Source organism: Thiomonas intermedia, from assembly GCF_002028405.1.
Lineage (GTDB): Bacteria > Pseudomonadota > Gammaproteobacteria > Burkholderiales > Burkholderiaceae_C > Thiomonas > Thiomonas intermedia.
Genome location: NZ_CP020046.1, coordinates 872,647 through 887,417, shown reverse-complemented (window position 1 = coordinate 887,417; position 14,771 = coordinate 872,647). Strand labels below are relative to the sequence as shown.

Here is a 14,771-nt window from a genome sequence, read left to right as displayed (position 1 = left end):
GACGCAGACGGGCATCGCCTTTTACTTGTCCAGCGGGCAGCCGTAGGCGGACGCCGGGCCGAAGGCGTCATTGCCGGGGATGGTCTGCACCAGCTTGTAATAGTCCCAGGGCTCTTTCGATTCCGCCGGGGTCTTGACCTGCTCCAGGTACATGTCGTGGATCATCAGGCCGCTCGCGCGCAGGGTGCCGTCCTTCATGTACATGTCGTTGACCTTGGTCTTGTGCAGCTCGGCCATGACCTTGGCGCCATCGGTCGTGCCCGCGGCCTTCACGGCCTTCAGATAGGTCATCGTCGCGGAATAGTCGCCAGCCTGCAGGAAGGTCGGCATGGCGTGCATTTCCTTGAAGTAGCGTTCGGCCCAGGCGCGCGACTGGGCGTTCTGGTTCCAGTACCACGGCGTGGTCAGGTACAGGCCCTGCGCGGCCGGCAGGCCGACGCTGTGGATGTCGGTGATGAACAGCAGCAGTCCGGCGAGCTTCATGGTCTTGGTCACGCCGAACTGGTTGGCCTGCTTGATCGCGTTGTCGGAGTCGCCGCCGGCGTTGGCCAGCCCGAGCACCTGGGCCTTGGACGCCTGGGCCTGCAGCAGGTAGGACGAGAAGTCCGACGCGCCCAGCGGCGCGAGCACCTGGCCGACCACGGTGCCGCCATCGGCCTTCACGACCTTGGCGCCTTCGTCTTCAAGCGACTTGCCGAAGGCATAGTCGGCGGTGAGGAAGTACCAGCTCTTGCCACCATTCTTGATCACCGCGCTGGCGGTGCCGCGCGCCAGCGCGGTGGTGTTGTAGGCGTACATGACGGTGTAGGGCGTGCACTGCTTGCCGACGATGCTCGACGCGCCCGCGCCGACCACGAAGAACGGGGTCTTGTATTGCGCGGCAATGGGTTCCATGGCCAGCGCGGTGCCGCTGTTGGTGCCGCCGATGAGCATGTTCACGCCGTCTTGCGACAGGTACTCCTTGGCCTTGCCCGCGGCCAGATCGGCCTTGTTCTGGTGATCGAAGCTCACCAGCTCGATCTTGCGGCCCAGCACGCTGCCGCCGAAGTCGGCGATGGCCATCTTGATGGCGGCCACGCCGCCGGGGCCGTCCACGGCGGAGTAAACGCCCGACAGATCGGTGATGAAGCCGATCTTGACGGGAGGCTCGGCGGCGCTGGCCGAGGTCAGCGTGCCCAGGGCCAGAGTGAGGGCAGAGGCGAGAGTCTTGAGTTTCATGGGAGTCTCCTAAAGAGTTTGCGCTGTCGAGCGCGCTTAGACGCCGAGCAGGTTTTGCAGTGCCGTTCTGTTTTTCTGCAAATCCGCACGGTTGATTTCCAGGACGATCTGACCGCGCTCCATCACATAAAAGCGGTCGGCGAGATGGGCGGAAAACCGGAAGTTCTGCTCGACCAGCAGAACAGAGAAGCCTTTGTGTTTGAGGGCCGTGATCGCCCGCCCCATGGCCTGCACGATGACCGGGGCCAGCCCTTCGGAAATCTCGTCGAGCAGCAGCAGGCGCGCGCCGGTGCGCAGAATGCGCGCCACCGCCAGCATCTGCTGCTCGCCGCCCGACAGCCGGGTGCCCGGGCTGTGGGCCCGCTCCTTGAGGTTGGGGAACAGGGCGTAGATCTCGTCGGTGCTCAGACCGGAAAAGCCCGTCTTCAGGCTGGGCGGCAGAAACAGGTTCTCCCGCGCCGACAGACTGGCGAAGATGCCGCGTTCCTCGGGGCAATAGCCCACGCCCAGTGGCGCCACGCGGTGGCGGGGCAGTCCGATGGCTTCCGTGCCCGCCACGCGGATGCTGCCGGTGCGCCTTCCGGTGAGCCCCATGATGGCGCGCAGCGTGCTGGTGCGCCCCGCGCCGTTGCGGCCGAGCAGGCACACCGTCTCGCCCGGCGCCACGGTGAGATTCACACCGTGCAGCACGTGCGACTCGCCGTACCAGGCATGCAGGTTCTCGATGGACAGTGCGGGCGCCGGGCTGCCGTGGGGGGGCTGTGGCACTGCGGCCGCCGCTTCGATCGCGGCAGGCATGTCGGCGACGCTGCTCATGTGGCCACCTCCTCTTCGGCCTCGCCCATATAGGCGGCGATCACCTCGGGATTGCGCGAAACCTCGTCGTAACTGCCTTCGGCCAGAACCTGGCCGCGCTGCATGACCGTCACGCGGTCGCAGATGCTGGAGATGACCGACATATTGTGTTCGACCATCAGGACGGTGCGCCCCTGCGCGACGCGGCGAATGAGCTCGGTCACCTGCTGCACGTCCTCGTGGCCCAGGCCCTGGGTCGGCTCGTCGAGCAGCAGCAGCTTGGGGTTCATGGCCAGCGTGGTGGCGAGTTCCAGCGCCCGTTTATGGCCGTAGGGCAGGCTGGCGGCCGCGCGGCGGGCCTGGCTGGCGAGCCCGACCAGTTCGAGAAACTGCATCGCCTCGTCATTCAGGCGATCCAGCGCCCGGGTCGAGCGCCAGAACTGGGTGGACAGCCCGGCCTGCCGCTGCAGGCCGACTCGCACGTTTTCGAGCAGGGTCATCTGAGAAAAAGTGGCGCTGATCTGAAAGGAGCGCACCATGCCGAGCCGGGCAATATCCGCCGGCTGCAGATGGGTAATGGGCTGATTCTGAAAATACACCTCGCCTGAAGTGGGTGTAATGAATTTGCTGAGCAAATTGAAGCAGGTGGTTTTGCCGGCGCCATTGGGACCGACGAGCGCGTGGATGGCGCCCTCGTTCACCTGCAGATTGACATTCTGAACTGCGGCAAATCCGGAAAACTGTTTGCTCAGTCCCTCTGCGCGCAATATGGCCGTGTTCGGCATGAGCTTGTTCCCCTTGAAGGCGTGCATTTTGCTGCAACGCACCCAGAGCGCTCAAGTGTCAAATCCCGGTGGAAACCCTGATGATCGGCACGACTTGGTAACAAAATACGCGATTCTGTATTGAAACATACAAACAGTTACATTCAATACTGTGGTGAGTAAATCACGCATTGGTGCGCTTCATTTCGTCTGCCCGGCACGAAAAAAAGCCCGCGCCGAAAATCATCGGCGCGGGCCCCTGGAGAGGGCGCTCAAAACCCCATGAGCGCATCGCATCCTGGCTTTTGGGCCGCCAGCATCCAACGTATTCTGAGTGTCCTTCCAGTCTGCCTGGATTGTAGAAAGGCAAAACCCGATTATTTGTTCAGATCGCCGAGGCAGAGATATTTCATTTCGACATATTCGTCGATGCCGTGATGTGAGCCTTCGCGGCCCAGGCCGGACTGTTTCACGCCGCCGAAAGGCGCGACTTCGTTGGACATCAGGCCGGTGTTGATGCCCACCATGCCGTATTCGAGTTCCTCGGCCACGCGGAAGATGCGGCCGATGTCGCGGCTGAAGAAGTAGGCGGCCAGACCGAACTCGGTCGCATTGGCCGCGGCGATGGCTTCGGCTTCGGTCTTGAAGCGGAACACCGGCGCCACCGGGCCGAAGGTTTCCTCGCGGGCGCAGAGCATGTCGGCCGTGACATCGGCCAGCACCGTGGCCTGGAAGAACCGGCCGGCGTTGGGGCCGGTCTCCACCCGCTTGCCGCCCACGACCATGCGTGCGCCCTTGGAGGTGGCGTCGCTGATGTGCTTCTCGACCTTGGCCAGCGCCTGATCGTCGATCAGCGGGCCCAGGTTCACGCCTTCATCGAACCCGCTGCCGATCTTCAGGCTGCCCACGGCCTGCGCCAGGCGTTCGACGAAGCGATCGTAGATGCCGTCCTGCACATACAGGCGGTTGGCGCAGACGCAGGTCTGGCCGGCATTGCGGTACTTGCTCGCCATGGCGCCCTCGATGGCCGAGTCGAGGTCGGCATCGTCGAACACGATGAAGGGCGCGTTGCCCCCGAGTTCCAGCGACAGCTTCTTGATGCTGGGCGCCGATTGCGCCATGAGGATGCGGCCGACCTCGGTGGAGCCGGTGAACGAAAGATGACGCACCACCGGCGAGGCGCACAGCAGCCTGCCGATGGCGATCGACCCCTCGCCGTCGGCCGTGAGCACGTTGAGCACGCCGCGCGGAATGCCGGCGCGGTGGGCCAACTCGGCCGCGGCCAGCGCGGTGAGCGGCGTCTGCTCGGCGGGCTTGATGACCACGGGGCAACCAGCGGCCAGTGCCGGCGCGACCTTGCGGGTGATCATGGCCAGCGGGAAATTCCAGGGCGTGATTGCGGCGCAGACGCCGACGGGCTGCTTGAGGACGAGCAGGCGCTTGGTGGCGTCGGGGCTGGGAATGGTCTCTCCGTAAACCCGCTTGGCTTCTTCGGCGAACCATTCCACGAAGCTGGCGCCGTAGAGCACTTCGCCCTTGGCCTCGGCCAGCGGCTTGCCCTGCTCGGCCGTCATCAGGCGCGCCAGGTCGTCGGCGTTGGCCACCAGCAGATCGAACCACTTGCGCAGGATGGCGGCGCGCTGTTTGGCGGGCAGGGCGCGCCAGGCGGGCCAGGCCGCGTCTGCGGCGTCGATGGCGAGCTGCGCGTGCATCGGCTCCAGCGCGGGCACCTGCGCCAGTTCGGCGTTGCTGGCCGGATCGGTGACCGCAAAGCGGCGGGCGGAGTCCACCCAGGCGCCATCGATATAGGCCTGGGTCTTGAACAGCGAGGGGTCTTTGAGCAGGGACAGCGGATTGGCGGGCCGGTTCATGGCAGCTCCGGTAATGAGGAAGGATGGTGAGGCGCGCGCCACATGCTGCAGCGCGGAATCTGCGCGGTCAAGGCGGCAAGACCTAAAATCTAGCCTTTTGCATTGCCACGCGCCAGTGCCAGTTCGGCGCTTGTGCCATCAGCCACTTATCCGCCCCATGAACGTCTCCGACATCCGCGAAAAATTTCTGGCCTATTACGAATCGCAGGGCGCCACCCGCGTGCCGTCGTCCTCGCTCGTGCCGGGCAACGACCCCACGCTGCTGTTCACCAACTCGGGCATGGTGCAGTTCAAGGACGTGTTTCTCGGCCAGGACCAGCGGCCCTACACCCGCGCCACCACGGCGCAGCGTTGCGTGCGCGCCGGCGGCAAGCACAACGATCTGGAGAACGTGGGCTACACCGCGCGGCACCATACCTTCTTCGAGATGCTGGGCAACTTCAGCTTCGGCGACTACTTCAAGCGCGAAGCCATCCGCTACGCCTGGGAGTTGCTCACCACGGTGTACAAGCTTCCGGCCGAGAAGCTGTGGGTCACCGTGTATGCCGAGGATGACGAGGCGCACGACATCTGGGCCAAGGAAGTCGGCGTGCCGGTGGAGCGCATCATCCGCATCGGCGACAACAAGGGCGCCCGCTACGCCTCAGACAACTTCTGGCAGATGGCCGACACCGGCCCCTGCGGCCCCTGCAGCGAGATTTTCTACGACCACGGGCCCGAGGTCTGGGGCGGCCCGCCCGGCTCGCCCGAGGAAGACGGCGACCGCTACATCGAGGTGTGGAACCTGGTGTTCATGCAGTTCGAGCGCTACGCCGCTGGCGAGGAGCGTTTCGAGGCCGAAGAGCAGGCCATCGCACGCAAACAGGCCGTCGAGGCCGAGGGCGGCATCGGCCTGGTGAGCAGGGATGGCGAGAGTTACAAGCTGGCCATCTTCCGCCAGAAGCCGCTGCCCAAGCCCTGCGTGGACACCGGCATGGGCCTGGAGCGCATTGCCGCGGTGCTGCAGCACGTGCACAGCAATTACGAGATCGATCTGTTCCAGGCGCTCATCAAGGCCGCTGCGCGCGAAACCGCCACCACCGACCTCGGCCACGCCTCGCTCAAGGTCATTGCCGACCACATCCGCGCCTGCGCCTTCCTCATCGTCGATGGCGTCATTCCCGGCAACGAGGGGCGCGGCTTCGTGCTGCGCCGCATCGTGCGCCGCGCCATCCGCCACGGCTACAAGCTGGGCGTGCGTCAGCCTTTCTTCTACCGGCTGGTGCCCGATCTGGTCGCTCAGATGGGCGCGGCCTATCCCGAACTGGCGGAGGCCCGCAACCGCGTGGCCGATGTGCTTCAAGCCGAAGAAGGCCGCTTTTTCGAGACCATCGAACACGGCATGGGCATGCTCGACGCCGAACTGGCCGCGCTGCGCGCCGCGGGCGGCAATCTGCTGGCCGGCGAACTGGCCTTCAAACTGCACGACACCTTCGGCTTCCCGCTCGACCTCACGCAGGACGTCTGCCGCGAGCACGGCATGAAGGTCGATGAAGCCGCCTTCGACGCCGCCATGGCCCGCCAGCGCGAGCAGGCCCGCGCCGCAGGCAAGTTCAAGATGCAGGCCGCGCTCGACTACGTTGGCGGCAAGACCCGCTTCGACGGCTACGAGCATCTGCTGGTGAAAGAGGCGCGTGTGGTCGCGCTGTACAAGGACGGCACCTCGGTCGCGGAGTTGCGGGCGGGGGACAACGGCGTGGTGGTGCTCGAACGCACGCCGTTCTACGCCGAGTCCGGCGGGCAGGTGGGCGACAGCGGCGTGCTGTTCGAGGGCGACTCGTGCGATCTGCGCTTCGTCGTGCACGATACGCAAAAAGTCCAGGCCGAGGTGTTCGGCCACCACGGCACGCTCGAATCGGGCAGTCTCAAGGTCGGCGAGGTGGTGGCCGCGCAGGTGGACGGCGAGCGTCGTCTTGCGGTCATGCGCAACCACAGCGTGACTCACTTGATGCACAAGGCCCTGCGCCTGGTGCTGGGCGATCATGTGCAGCAGAAGGGCTCGCTGGTCGATGCCGACAAGACCCGCTTCGACTTCGCCCACGACGCGCCGATGAGTGACGACGAAATCGCCCGCGTGGAGCGCATGGTGAACGAGGAGATTCTGGCCAACGCCGCAACGCTTGCCCGCGTGATGCCCATCGACGAGGCCAAGGGCCTGGGCGCGATGATGCTGTTCGGCGAGAAGTACGGCGATGCCGTGCGGGTGCTCGACATCGGCACCTCGCGCGAGCTGTGCGGCGGTACCCATGTGGCGCACACGGGCGACATCGGGCTGTTCAAGATCGTGCTCGAAGGCGGCGTGGCCGCGGGTATCCGCCGCGTGGAAGCCATCACCGGCATGAATGCGCTGGCCTTCGTGCAGAAGCAGAACGCGCTGGTCGCCCGCCTGTCGCGCACCCTCAAGGCGCCGGCCGAGGAATCGGTGGACAAGGTGGAGCAACTGCTCGACCAGCAGCGCCAGCTCGAAAAAGACCTGACCCAGCTCAAGGCGCAGCAGGCCGCTGCCCAGGGCGACGCCCTGGTGTCGCAGGCCATCACCATCGGCGACACCCCGGTACTGCTGGCGCGCATGGACGGGCTGGACGCCAAGGGCCTGCGCGAAGCGGTGGACCGCATCAAGTCCAAGCTCAAGACTGGCGTGGTGCTGCTGGCCAGCAGCGACGGTGAGAAGGTGCAGCTCGCCGCTGGCGTGAGTGCCGACCGTATCGGCCAGATCAAGGCAGGTGACCTGGTCAGCACCGCGGCGCAAGCCGTGGGTGGCAAGGGCGGCGGCCGGCCGGATTTCGCCATGGCCGGCGGCACCCAGCCCGCGCAGATCGAGGTGGCGCTGGCTCAGGCCAAGGGCCTGCTGCAGCAGCGCCTGGGCGCCTGACCGCACGGAGCGTCGATGAACCTGCAGGGCAAGCACATCGTTCTCGCCGTCACCGGCGGGGTCGCGGCCTACAAGGCTGCGGAGCTGACGCGACTACTGATCAAGGATGGGGCGACGGTGCAGGTCGTGCTGACGGCCGCGGGCGCGCGCTTTGTGGGTGCCGCGACCTTTCAGGCGCTCACGGGCCGGCCGGTGTTCGATGATCTGTGGGACGCCCGCGTGGGCAACGGCATGGCCCATATCGAGCTGACGCGAGCGGCCGATCTCGTCGTCGTCGCGCCAGCCACGGCGAATGTGCTCGCGCAGGCCGCCAACGGCTTGTCGGACGATCTTCTGTCCACGCTGCTGCTGGCCTCCAACAAGCCCGCCTTGTTCGCCCCGGCGATGAACCGGGAGATGTGGGGCCATCCGGCCACGCAGCGCAACGTGGCCCGGCTGCGCGAAGACGGCGCGCTCATCAGCGGTCCTGCTGCGGGCGAGCAGGCCTGCGGCGAGATCGGCGAGGGCCGCATGGTCGAACCCGAAGATCTGTTGCAGGACATCGTGGCCGCGTTTCAGCCCAGACTGCTGGCCGGCCGCACCGTGCTGGTCACGGCCGGGCCGACCTTCGAGGCCATCGACCCGGTGCGAGGTCTCACCAACCGATCCAGCGGCAAGATGGGCTACGCCGTTGCCCGGGCGGCCCGCGAGGCCGGGGCGTGCGTGGTGCTGGTCAGTGGCCCCACCGCACTGCCCGCGCCGCATGGCGTGCAGCGCCTGGAGGTGAGCAGCGCGCAGGAGATGTTCGATGCGGTGATGGCCCAGGTCGGCACCGCGCAGGTGTTCGTCGCCACCGCCGCCGTGGCCGACTGGCGGCCTGTGCACGTCCACGCGCAGAAACAGAAAAAACAGGAAGGCGAGGGCGCGCCGGCCATCGCCTTGCAGGCCAATCCGGACATTCTCGCCACGGTGGCCGCTCTGCCGCAGCCGCCCTTCTGCGTGGGTTTTGCCGCCGAGAGCGAAAACCTGGCGGAACACGCGGCGGCCAAGCGGCTGCGCAAGAATGTGCCGCTGCTGGTGGGCAACCTCGGCCCGGACACTTTCGGCCGCGACGACAACCGGCTGGAACTGTTCGACGCCGCCGGTCACCATCCCCTGGGCAGCGGCGACAAGCTCGTGCTCGCGCGCAAGCTGGTGGCCGAGATTGCCGACCGGCTGACGCGTTCAGGGCGCTGAGGCTCCCTGCCGCGCCCCGCCGTGTTCAACCCTTCCGATTCAACCCCTTCCCCCTCCAAGGATTCGTCTTGTCTCAGCCCCGTATCGCCGTCCGCCTTCTCGATGACCGCCTGCGCGAGCAGCTTCCCGCCTATGCCAGCCCGGGCAGCGCCGGCATGGATCTGCGCGCCTGCATCGACGAGCCGCTGACCCTGCAACCGGGACAGGCCGAGCTCATCCCCACCGGGCTGGCCATGCATATCGGCGATCCGCGCCTGTGCGCCATGCTGCTGCCGCGTTCGGGCCTTGGGCACAAGCACGGCGTGGTGCTGGGCAATCTCGTCGGGCTGATCGATTCCGACTACCAGGGGCCGCTGATGGTGAGCTGCTGGAACCGCGGCAGCACGGCCTACACCGTGCAACCTCTGGAGCGCATCGCGCAGATGGTCATCGTGCCGGTGGTGCAGGCGCAGTGGGAGGTGGTGGACAGCTTCGACGCCACCGCCCGCGGCACCGGGGGCTTCGGCTCCACGGGCGCGCACTGAGCGTAGACGCAAATGGCACGCCGTTGGGCGAAAGCGCTGGTGCGCAAATTCGAAGCCATGCAGGACAGCCGGTGGCTGCGTCCGTTCGCGCGCTACATCGCGCATCCGTCGCTGTGGAGTCTGAATCGCCGCAGCGTGGCGCTGGCCGTGGCCGCCGGCATGATCGGCGGCCTGATTCCGGGGCCGTTCCAGATGATCACCGCCGGTCTGATCGCCATGGTGGCGCGCTGCAATTTCCCGATTGCGCTGGTGGTCACGCTCTACAGCAATCCGCTGACCATCGTGCCGCTCTATCTCGTGGCCTACAAGCTGGGCAGCGTGGTGTCATCCGCGCACGCCGCCCAGACGCTCGTGGCCCCGCCGCACTTCGACTGGATGCATGTGTGGGATTCCACCGCCGCGCTGGCGCATTGGGCGTGGAATCTGGGCACCCCTTTGTTTGTCGGCGTACCTCTGCTCGCGCTCATTCTGGCTGTGGTGGGTTACGCCCTCACCCGCCTGGGCTGGAGCCTGCACCTCAGGCTGGAATGGCGGGCGCGCAAGGAAGCGCGCCGACTGCGTGAGGCGGAGCAGATGGGCAAGGGCGCTTCCGACTGAGCCGCTTTATTGCTCACCGGGCATGAACAGCCCGGCATCGGCCGAGTCGAGCAGGGCGCTCTTGGCCTCGATCTCGTCCGGATCGGCGGCGCGCACCTCGAGCACCGTGTATTCGATCCGCAGCGCCAGACCCGCCAGGGGATGATTTCCGTCGAGCAGGATCTTGTCGTCGTGAATCTCGGTGATGGTGTAAAAGACCCCTTCGGCACCGTCCGAGCAGCCCTCGGGCAGTTGCTCGAACATCATGCCCTCTTCGAGTTCGGCGGGAAACAGCTTGCGATCCTCCACCAGCAGCAGGTCGGCGTCGTAGTCGCCGAACGCGTCTTCGGGCTGCAGGTAGATGTCGCCCTTGTCACCCACGCCCTTGCCCATCATCTGCTCGGCCATGCGAGGCAGCAGATCGTCGCCGCCCACATAGAAGTCATCGCCTTCGGTGTTTTCGTCGATCAACTCGCCTTGCGAGTCCGTCATGCGCCAGGACAGGGTGGCGACAAGGCCTTCGGTGATTTTCATGGGTATGCTCGCAGGAGTTTTTGAATGGAAACGGGGGACGAAGAAAAGTTCGCCCGCATTGGAACATGACCAAGATGTCAACCGCGACGCTGCACTGGGGGGGCTGCACGGAAGCCCGCTTTCTGCGCGATTTCTGGCAGCGCAAGCCCTTGCTGCTGCGTCAGGCCTTCCCGGGCTTTCAGCCGCTGCTCAGCCGCACGCAACTGTTCGCCCTGGCCGCCAGCGAGGATGTCGAGTCGCGCCTGCTGCAGCGCGAAGGCCGGCGCTGGCAGCTCGACCACGGGCCGTTCGCCCGCAAGCAGCTTCCCGCGGTCGAACAGCCCAACTGGACCTTGCTCGTCCAGGGCGTGAATCTTCATGTCGATGCGGCAGGCGAACTGCTGCGCCAGTTTCGTTTCATTCCCGACGCGCGGCTGGATGATCTGATGATCTCCTGGGCGAGCAAGGGCGGGGGCGTCGGGCCGCATCAGGACGCCTACGACGTGTTTCTGCTGCAAGCCTCCGGACGGCGGCGCTGGCGTATCGGACCGGTGCATGACGCTGCGCTCCAGCCCGGCAAACCCGTCAAGCTGCTGGCCCGATTCACGCCCGAGGAAGACCTGGTGCTCGAACCCGGCGACATGCTCTATCTGCCTCCCGGTTGGGGCCATGACGGCATTGCGGCCAGCGGTGACTGCATGACCTATTCCATCGGATTTCGGGCCCCGCCGCAGGGCGAACTGCTCAAGGAAGTGCTGTGGCAGATGGCCGAGGCGCAGCACGGCGGTGACCTCTACCGCGATCCGCCTCTTCGGCCACAGGCCACGCCCGCGCAGTTGCCCCCCGCGATGGTCAAGTTCGCACGAGACGCCTTCGCCCGGCTCAAGCCGGACGCGGCATGGTTCGAGAACATGCTCGGGCTCTACCTCACGACGCCCAAGCCGCAGGTCTGGTTCGAGGGAGCCGAAGCCGCCGCGTCGGCGCTGCGCCGCGCATGTCGCCAGTCGGGCTGCCGACTCGATCGCCGCAGCAAGATGCTCTACACGGCGACCTCGGTCTTCATCAACGGCGAGGCCGTGGAGGCGGCGCTGGCCTCCTCGGCGCTGTTGCGCGCCCTGGCTGACCAGCAGGCGCTCGACGCAGCCCAGGTGCAGAGCGCCCAGCCGGCCGAAGTCGCCTTGCTGGCGGATTGGTGCGCGCTCGGCTGGCTGCAAGTTGGCGACGACGCGTTGACGCCTGCGGCCCGCAAGCCTGCGCAGGCATGACATGCGCGCAGACGGACCGGACGCTTCGTTCGATACGCGCGCCCAAGCACACGCGGCGCTGAGCGCCGTTGTGGCAGATCAAGGCACGAGTCTCTGCTGTTTCAGTGCCGACTTCCGCGCCTGGCCCCTCGATCAGTCTGCGTTCATTAGCCTGATGCAAGCTTGGGCGCTGCGCGACGCCAAGCGTCCCGATGTCATGCGTTTTCTCGCGCTGGACTGGAGTCAGGTCAGAACGCGCTTCCCGCGTTTCGCCACCTTTCGCCGCGACTTTGCCCATCAGGTGGCCTGTCGACAGATTGCCGAGACTCGCGCACGCGGGCTGGCGGAAATGGCGGCGTCGGCGCGCTGCGTCGTCTATGCGCACACGGCCACATGGATGTCGGGCGAATGGGTGCAGACCGCCTCGCGCATGCACGCCCTGAACCTCCGTTTTGAGGAAGCGTGGGAGCAGGCCGTGCCTGCATTTCCCTCGGCGATTCTAGGTTTGTGACAAATTCGCAACATCTGGTTTTCGAGCCTTGAAATTGCAACACGGGGATAACCCGAAGTCCCACTATACTTATGCGCTGAGCTTGATGTGCATACCGGTTCTGGTTGCAATTAGGTTCAATCAGGACGGTTACGAATTTATCGGGCTTCCGCCCATTTTTGACTGACGCTTAGAGGAAAGTAATGAAAAAGTCCATTCTGCTGGCATCCATGATCGCCGCTCTCGCCCTGGCCGCTTGCGGTAAGAAAGAAGAAGCCGCTCCCGCTGCTTCGGCTCCTGCTGCTGCTTCGGCTCCCGCCGCTTCGGCTCCTGCTGCTGCTTCGGCGCCCGCTTCGGCTCCTGCTGCCGCTTCGGCCCCTGCCGCTTCGGCTCCGGCTGCCGCTGCTTCTGGCGCCAGCGCTGCCAAGTAATAATCGACTGGCAGTCGCAAAAAAGCCGGCGAAAGCCGGCTTTTTTGTTGTCTTCTTCGGTCGTGATGCCCAACCGAATCGCCGTGGTCGCCCTGCCGGGCCAGCCACGGCTTTCCAAGTTTTACTGAATCTGCTGTTGCAGGATCTGCAGAATCTTGCGGGCATCGTCCGTTTGCAGCGGCTTTCCATCGAGGGTCTGCACCGTCACCACGGTTTGCGTCCCGGCGTTCTGCAGCGCAATGCGGTAATCGGCCGGTTTCGGCTCGCTTTCTTTTTTGCCAAACAGCTTGCCGAAGAAGCCAGTGCTGTCCTGTGAGGCCTTGAGAGCCTCTTCGGCGCTGATGTAGCGCACATCGAACCGGCCCTCGCCACGATTGCGCTCGATCACGGTAAAGCCGGCGGTATTGATGGCCAGGCTGACCTTGCGCCAGGCCGTCTCGAAACCATCTTGCAGCTGCAGCGCCAGGCCGTTGTCAACAAGCTGCGCGGAGATTGGCTGCGCGATCGGCGTCGGGTTTTCGAGGCGCTGTTTTGCTGCGTCCTCGCTGAGCCCCAGGGTGACCATGAGTTTGCGCAGGAAGATGGTGTTCAGACCAGGGTCCGGCGTGGCGGGTTCCCAGGCGGTGGTGGATTTGTCGTTCGAGTTGTAGACCTCTTTCATCGACTGGTGGGTGATGTAGATCTGCGTGCCCTTGCCGTCCGGCGTGCGCTCGAACGCGGTGCGGAAGCGGTCGCGCGTGCCGGTGTCGTAAAGGCTGTCGAACACTTTGCCCAGATACTTCCGGATGAAGTCCTGCGGCAGCTTGGCGCGGTTCTCGGCCCAGTCGGTTTCCATCACGCCGGTCGTGGCGTCGGCCTGGGTGAGGTAGAAGCCGTTCTCCTGCCAGAAACCCTTGACCTTTTCCCAGAGCTGATCCGGCGTTGAATCGACCACCAGCCAGCGTTGGCTGCCAGCCTGATCAATGCGCATTCCGGGATACTGTGGCAGCACGGCGTTCGTTTTGGCGACTTGCTCGGCGGTCTGCACACCCTTGTCGTAGGCCAGGGCGCTCACCGGGGCATTGGGATTGCCCGGAACCACATAGCGCTCCTGTTTGGCCAGCTGGGTCAGATCGGGCGGCACTTCCAGGGTGCTGCCCTGCTTGGCGCTTTCGTAGTCCACGCCTTTGCCCTGAACGACGGTGTTCAGGGAGGAGCAGCCGCTCAGAAGGACGCCGGCGCCCAGCGCGATGGACAGGGCGCTCAGTCGCCAGGTTTGGGATAGGTTCATACGCAATGGGATCTCGAAAATGCAGGGAAGTCAGTGAACGAGGGGCAGGTCCAGCGCCTGCAGCGCAGTACGCAACGGCGGATGAAACGCGCTTTGCAGCGGGGTCAAAGGCAGCCGCAGACCCGCACCGACGCGGCCCATGAGGCGCAGGGCTTCCTTGACCGGAATCGGGTTGGGTTCGCAGAACAGCTGTTGATTGAGGTCGACCAGCTCGAAATGCAATTTGCTGGCGAGCGCGGCATTGCCGGCCATGGCGGCCACACACAACTCATGCATGCGGCGCGGGACGACGTTGGCGGACACGCTGATGTTGCCGTGTCCGCCCAGCAACATCAGGGCCACGGCCGTCGGATCGTCGCCGGAGTAGATGGAGAACGACGACGGCGCACGGCGAATGAGCTGCGCGGCGCGGTCGATATTGCCCGAGGCCTCCTTGATGCCGATGATGCCCGGAACCTGCGCCAGACGCAGTGCGGTCTCCACGCTCATATCGGCCACGGTGCGCCCAGGCACGTTGTAGAGCACCACGGGAATATCGACCGCCTCGGCAATGGTGGTGAAGTGCGCCGCCATGCCCGCCTGAGTGGGCCGGTTGTAGTAGGGCACGACACTGAGCACGCAATCGGCGCCCACGTCTTTGCAGCGGCGCGTCAGCTCGACGGCCTCGCGCGTGGAGTTGGCGCCGGCGCCCGCCATCACGGGCACGCGGCCCGCGACCTGCTCGACGACCGTGCGCACGATCTCGATGTGCTCTTCCACGGGCAGGGTGGGCGATTCACCGGTGGTGCCGCAGGGGCTGATGCAGTCGGTGCCTTGTTCGATATGCCAATCGACCAGTTTGCGCAGCGCGGCGAAGTCCACGCTGCCATCGGAGTGCATGGGGGTCACCAGAGCAACGATGCTGCCGCGGATGACCGGAGGTTGGGAGGACATTGTTCTGCGTGCGCTG

The 14,771-nt window shown here is 65.5% G+C and carries 14 protein-coding genes; 7 read left to right on the top strand and 7 right to left on the bottom strand.

The window, feature by feature from the left end; genetic code table 11:
• Window positions 1–21: 21 nt before the first annotated feature.
• From BVH73_RS04140 to BVH73_RS04125, 4 genes are all read right to left on the bottom strand, one after another.
• A complete protein-coding gene (locus BVH73_RS04140) occupies window positions 22–1,218 on the bottom strand; it encodes an ABC transporter substrate-binding protein (RefSeq protein WP_079416344.1) in 1,197 nt (398 codons plus the stop codon).
• Window positions 1,219–1,254: 36 nt separating this feature from the next.
• Window positions 1,255–2,016, bottom strand: coding sequence for an ABC transporter ATP-binding protein (locus tag BVH73_RS04135; protein WP_169836791.1), 762 nt, complete (start codon window positions 2,014–2,016; stop codon window positions 1,255–1,257).
• Window positions 2,017–2,030: 14 nt separating this feature from the next.
• Entirely contained in the window at window positions 2,031–2,798 is a 768-nt protein-coding gene (locus BVH73_RS04130) for an ABC transporter ATP-binding protein (protein WP_079420318.1), read from the bottom strand.
• Window positions 2,799–3,154: 356 nt separating this feature from the next.
• On the bottom strand, window positions 3,155–4,648 hold the full coding sequence (locus BVH73_RS04125) for an NAD-dependent succinate-semialdehyde dehydrogenase (RefSeq protein ID WP_079416340.1): 1,494 nt from the start codon (window positions 4,646–4,648) through the stop codon (window positions 3,155–3,157).
• Window positions 4,649–4,805: 157 nt separating this feature from the next.
• Here BVH73_RS04125 and alaS point away from each other — a divergent pair, with 157 nt between their 5' ends.
• The 4 genes from alaS to BVH73_RS04105 all read left to right on the top strand — a co-directional run bounded on the left by alaS (window position 4,806) and on the right by BVH73_RS04105 (window position 9,895).
• On the top strand, window positions 4,806–7,559 hold the full coding sequence (gene alaS, locus BVH73_RS04120; RefSeq protein WP_079416338.1) for an alanine--tRNA ligase: 2,754 nt from the start codon (window positions 4,806–4,808) through the stop codon (window positions 7,557–7,559).
• Window positions 7,560–7,574: 15 nt separating this feature from the next.
• On the top strand, window positions 7,575–8,774 hold the full coding sequence (gene coaBC / locus BVH73_RS04115) for a bifunctional phosphopantothenoylcysteine decarboxylase/phosphopantothenate--cysteine ligase CoaBC (RefSeq protein WP_079416336.1): 1,200 nt from the start codon (window positions 7,575–7,577) through the stop codon (window positions 8,772–8,774).
• Between the two features lie 68 nt (window positions 8,775–8,842).
• Window positions 8,843–9,298 (top strand): dUTP diphosphatase, encoded by a 456-nt coding sequence (dut, locus tag BVH73_RS04110; protein WP_079416334.1) that lies wholly within the window; start codon window positions 8,843–8,845, stop codon window positions 9,296–9,298.
• 12 nt (window positions 9,299–9,310) lie between these two features.
• Window positions 9,311–9,895, top strand: a complete 585-nt coding sequence (locus BVH73_RS04105) for a DUF2062 domain-containing protein (protein WP_079416332.1) — start codon at window positions 9,311–9,313, stop codon at window positions 9,893–9,895.
• Between the two features lie 6 nt (window positions 9,896–9,901).
• Here the strand turns inward: BVH73_RS04105 and BVH73_RS04100 are convergent, their stop codons facing one another.
• Window positions 9,902–10,408, bottom strand: a complete 507-nt coding sequence (locus tag BVH73_RS04100; protein ID WP_079416330.1) for an FKBP-type peptidyl-prolyl cis-trans isomerase — start codon at window positions 10,406–10,408, stop codon at window positions 9,902–9,904.
• A 65-nt stretch (window positions 10,409–10,473) separates the two neighbouring features.
• On the opposite strand from BVH73_RS04100, the gene BVH73_RS04095 reads away from it, so the two are divergent.
• The 3 genes from BVH73_RS04095 to BVH73_RS16035 all read left to right on the top strand — a co-directional run bounded on the left by BVH73_RS04095 (window position 10,474) and on the right by BVH73_RS16035 (window position 12,552).
• Window positions 10,474–11,652 (top strand): JmjC domain-containing protein, encoded by a 1,179-nt coding sequence (locus tag BVH73_RS04095; protein WP_245800406.1) that lies wholly within the window; start codon window positions 10,474–10,476, stop codon window positions 11,650–11,652.
• Between the two features lies 1 nt (window position 11,653).
• Window positions 11,654–12,142 (top strand): DUF7931 domain-containing protein, encoded by a 489-nt coding sequence (locus BVH73_RS04090; RefSeq protein ID WP_079416328.1) that lies wholly within the window; start codon window positions 11,654–11,656, stop codon window positions 12,140–12,142.
• Window positions 12,143–12,324: 182 nt separating this feature from the next.
• Window positions 12,325–12,552, top strand: a complete 228-nt coding sequence (locus tag BVH73_RS16035; RefSeq protein WP_079416326.1) for a hypothetical protein — start codon at window positions 12,325–12,327, stop codon at window positions 12,550–12,552.
• Between the two features lie 121 nt (window positions 12,553–12,673).
• On the opposite strand, the gene bamC is transcribed toward BVH73_RS16035, so the two are convergent.
• On the bottom strand, window positions 12,674–13,822 hold the full coding sequence (bamC, locus tag BVH73_RS04080) for an outer membrane protein assembly factor BamC (RefSeq protein WP_079416324.1): 1,149 nt from the start codon (window positions 13,820–13,822) through the stop codon (window positions 12,674–12,676).
• 30 nt (window positions 13,823–13,852) lie between these two features.
• Window positions 13,853–14,755 (bottom strand): 4-hydroxy-tetrahydrodipicolinate synthase, encoded by a 903-nt coding sequence (dapA, locus tag BVH73_RS04075; protein ID WP_079416322.1) that lies wholly within the window; start codon window positions 14,753–14,755, stop codon window positions 13,853–13,855.
• Window positions 14,756–14,771 lie beyond the last annotated feature (16 nt).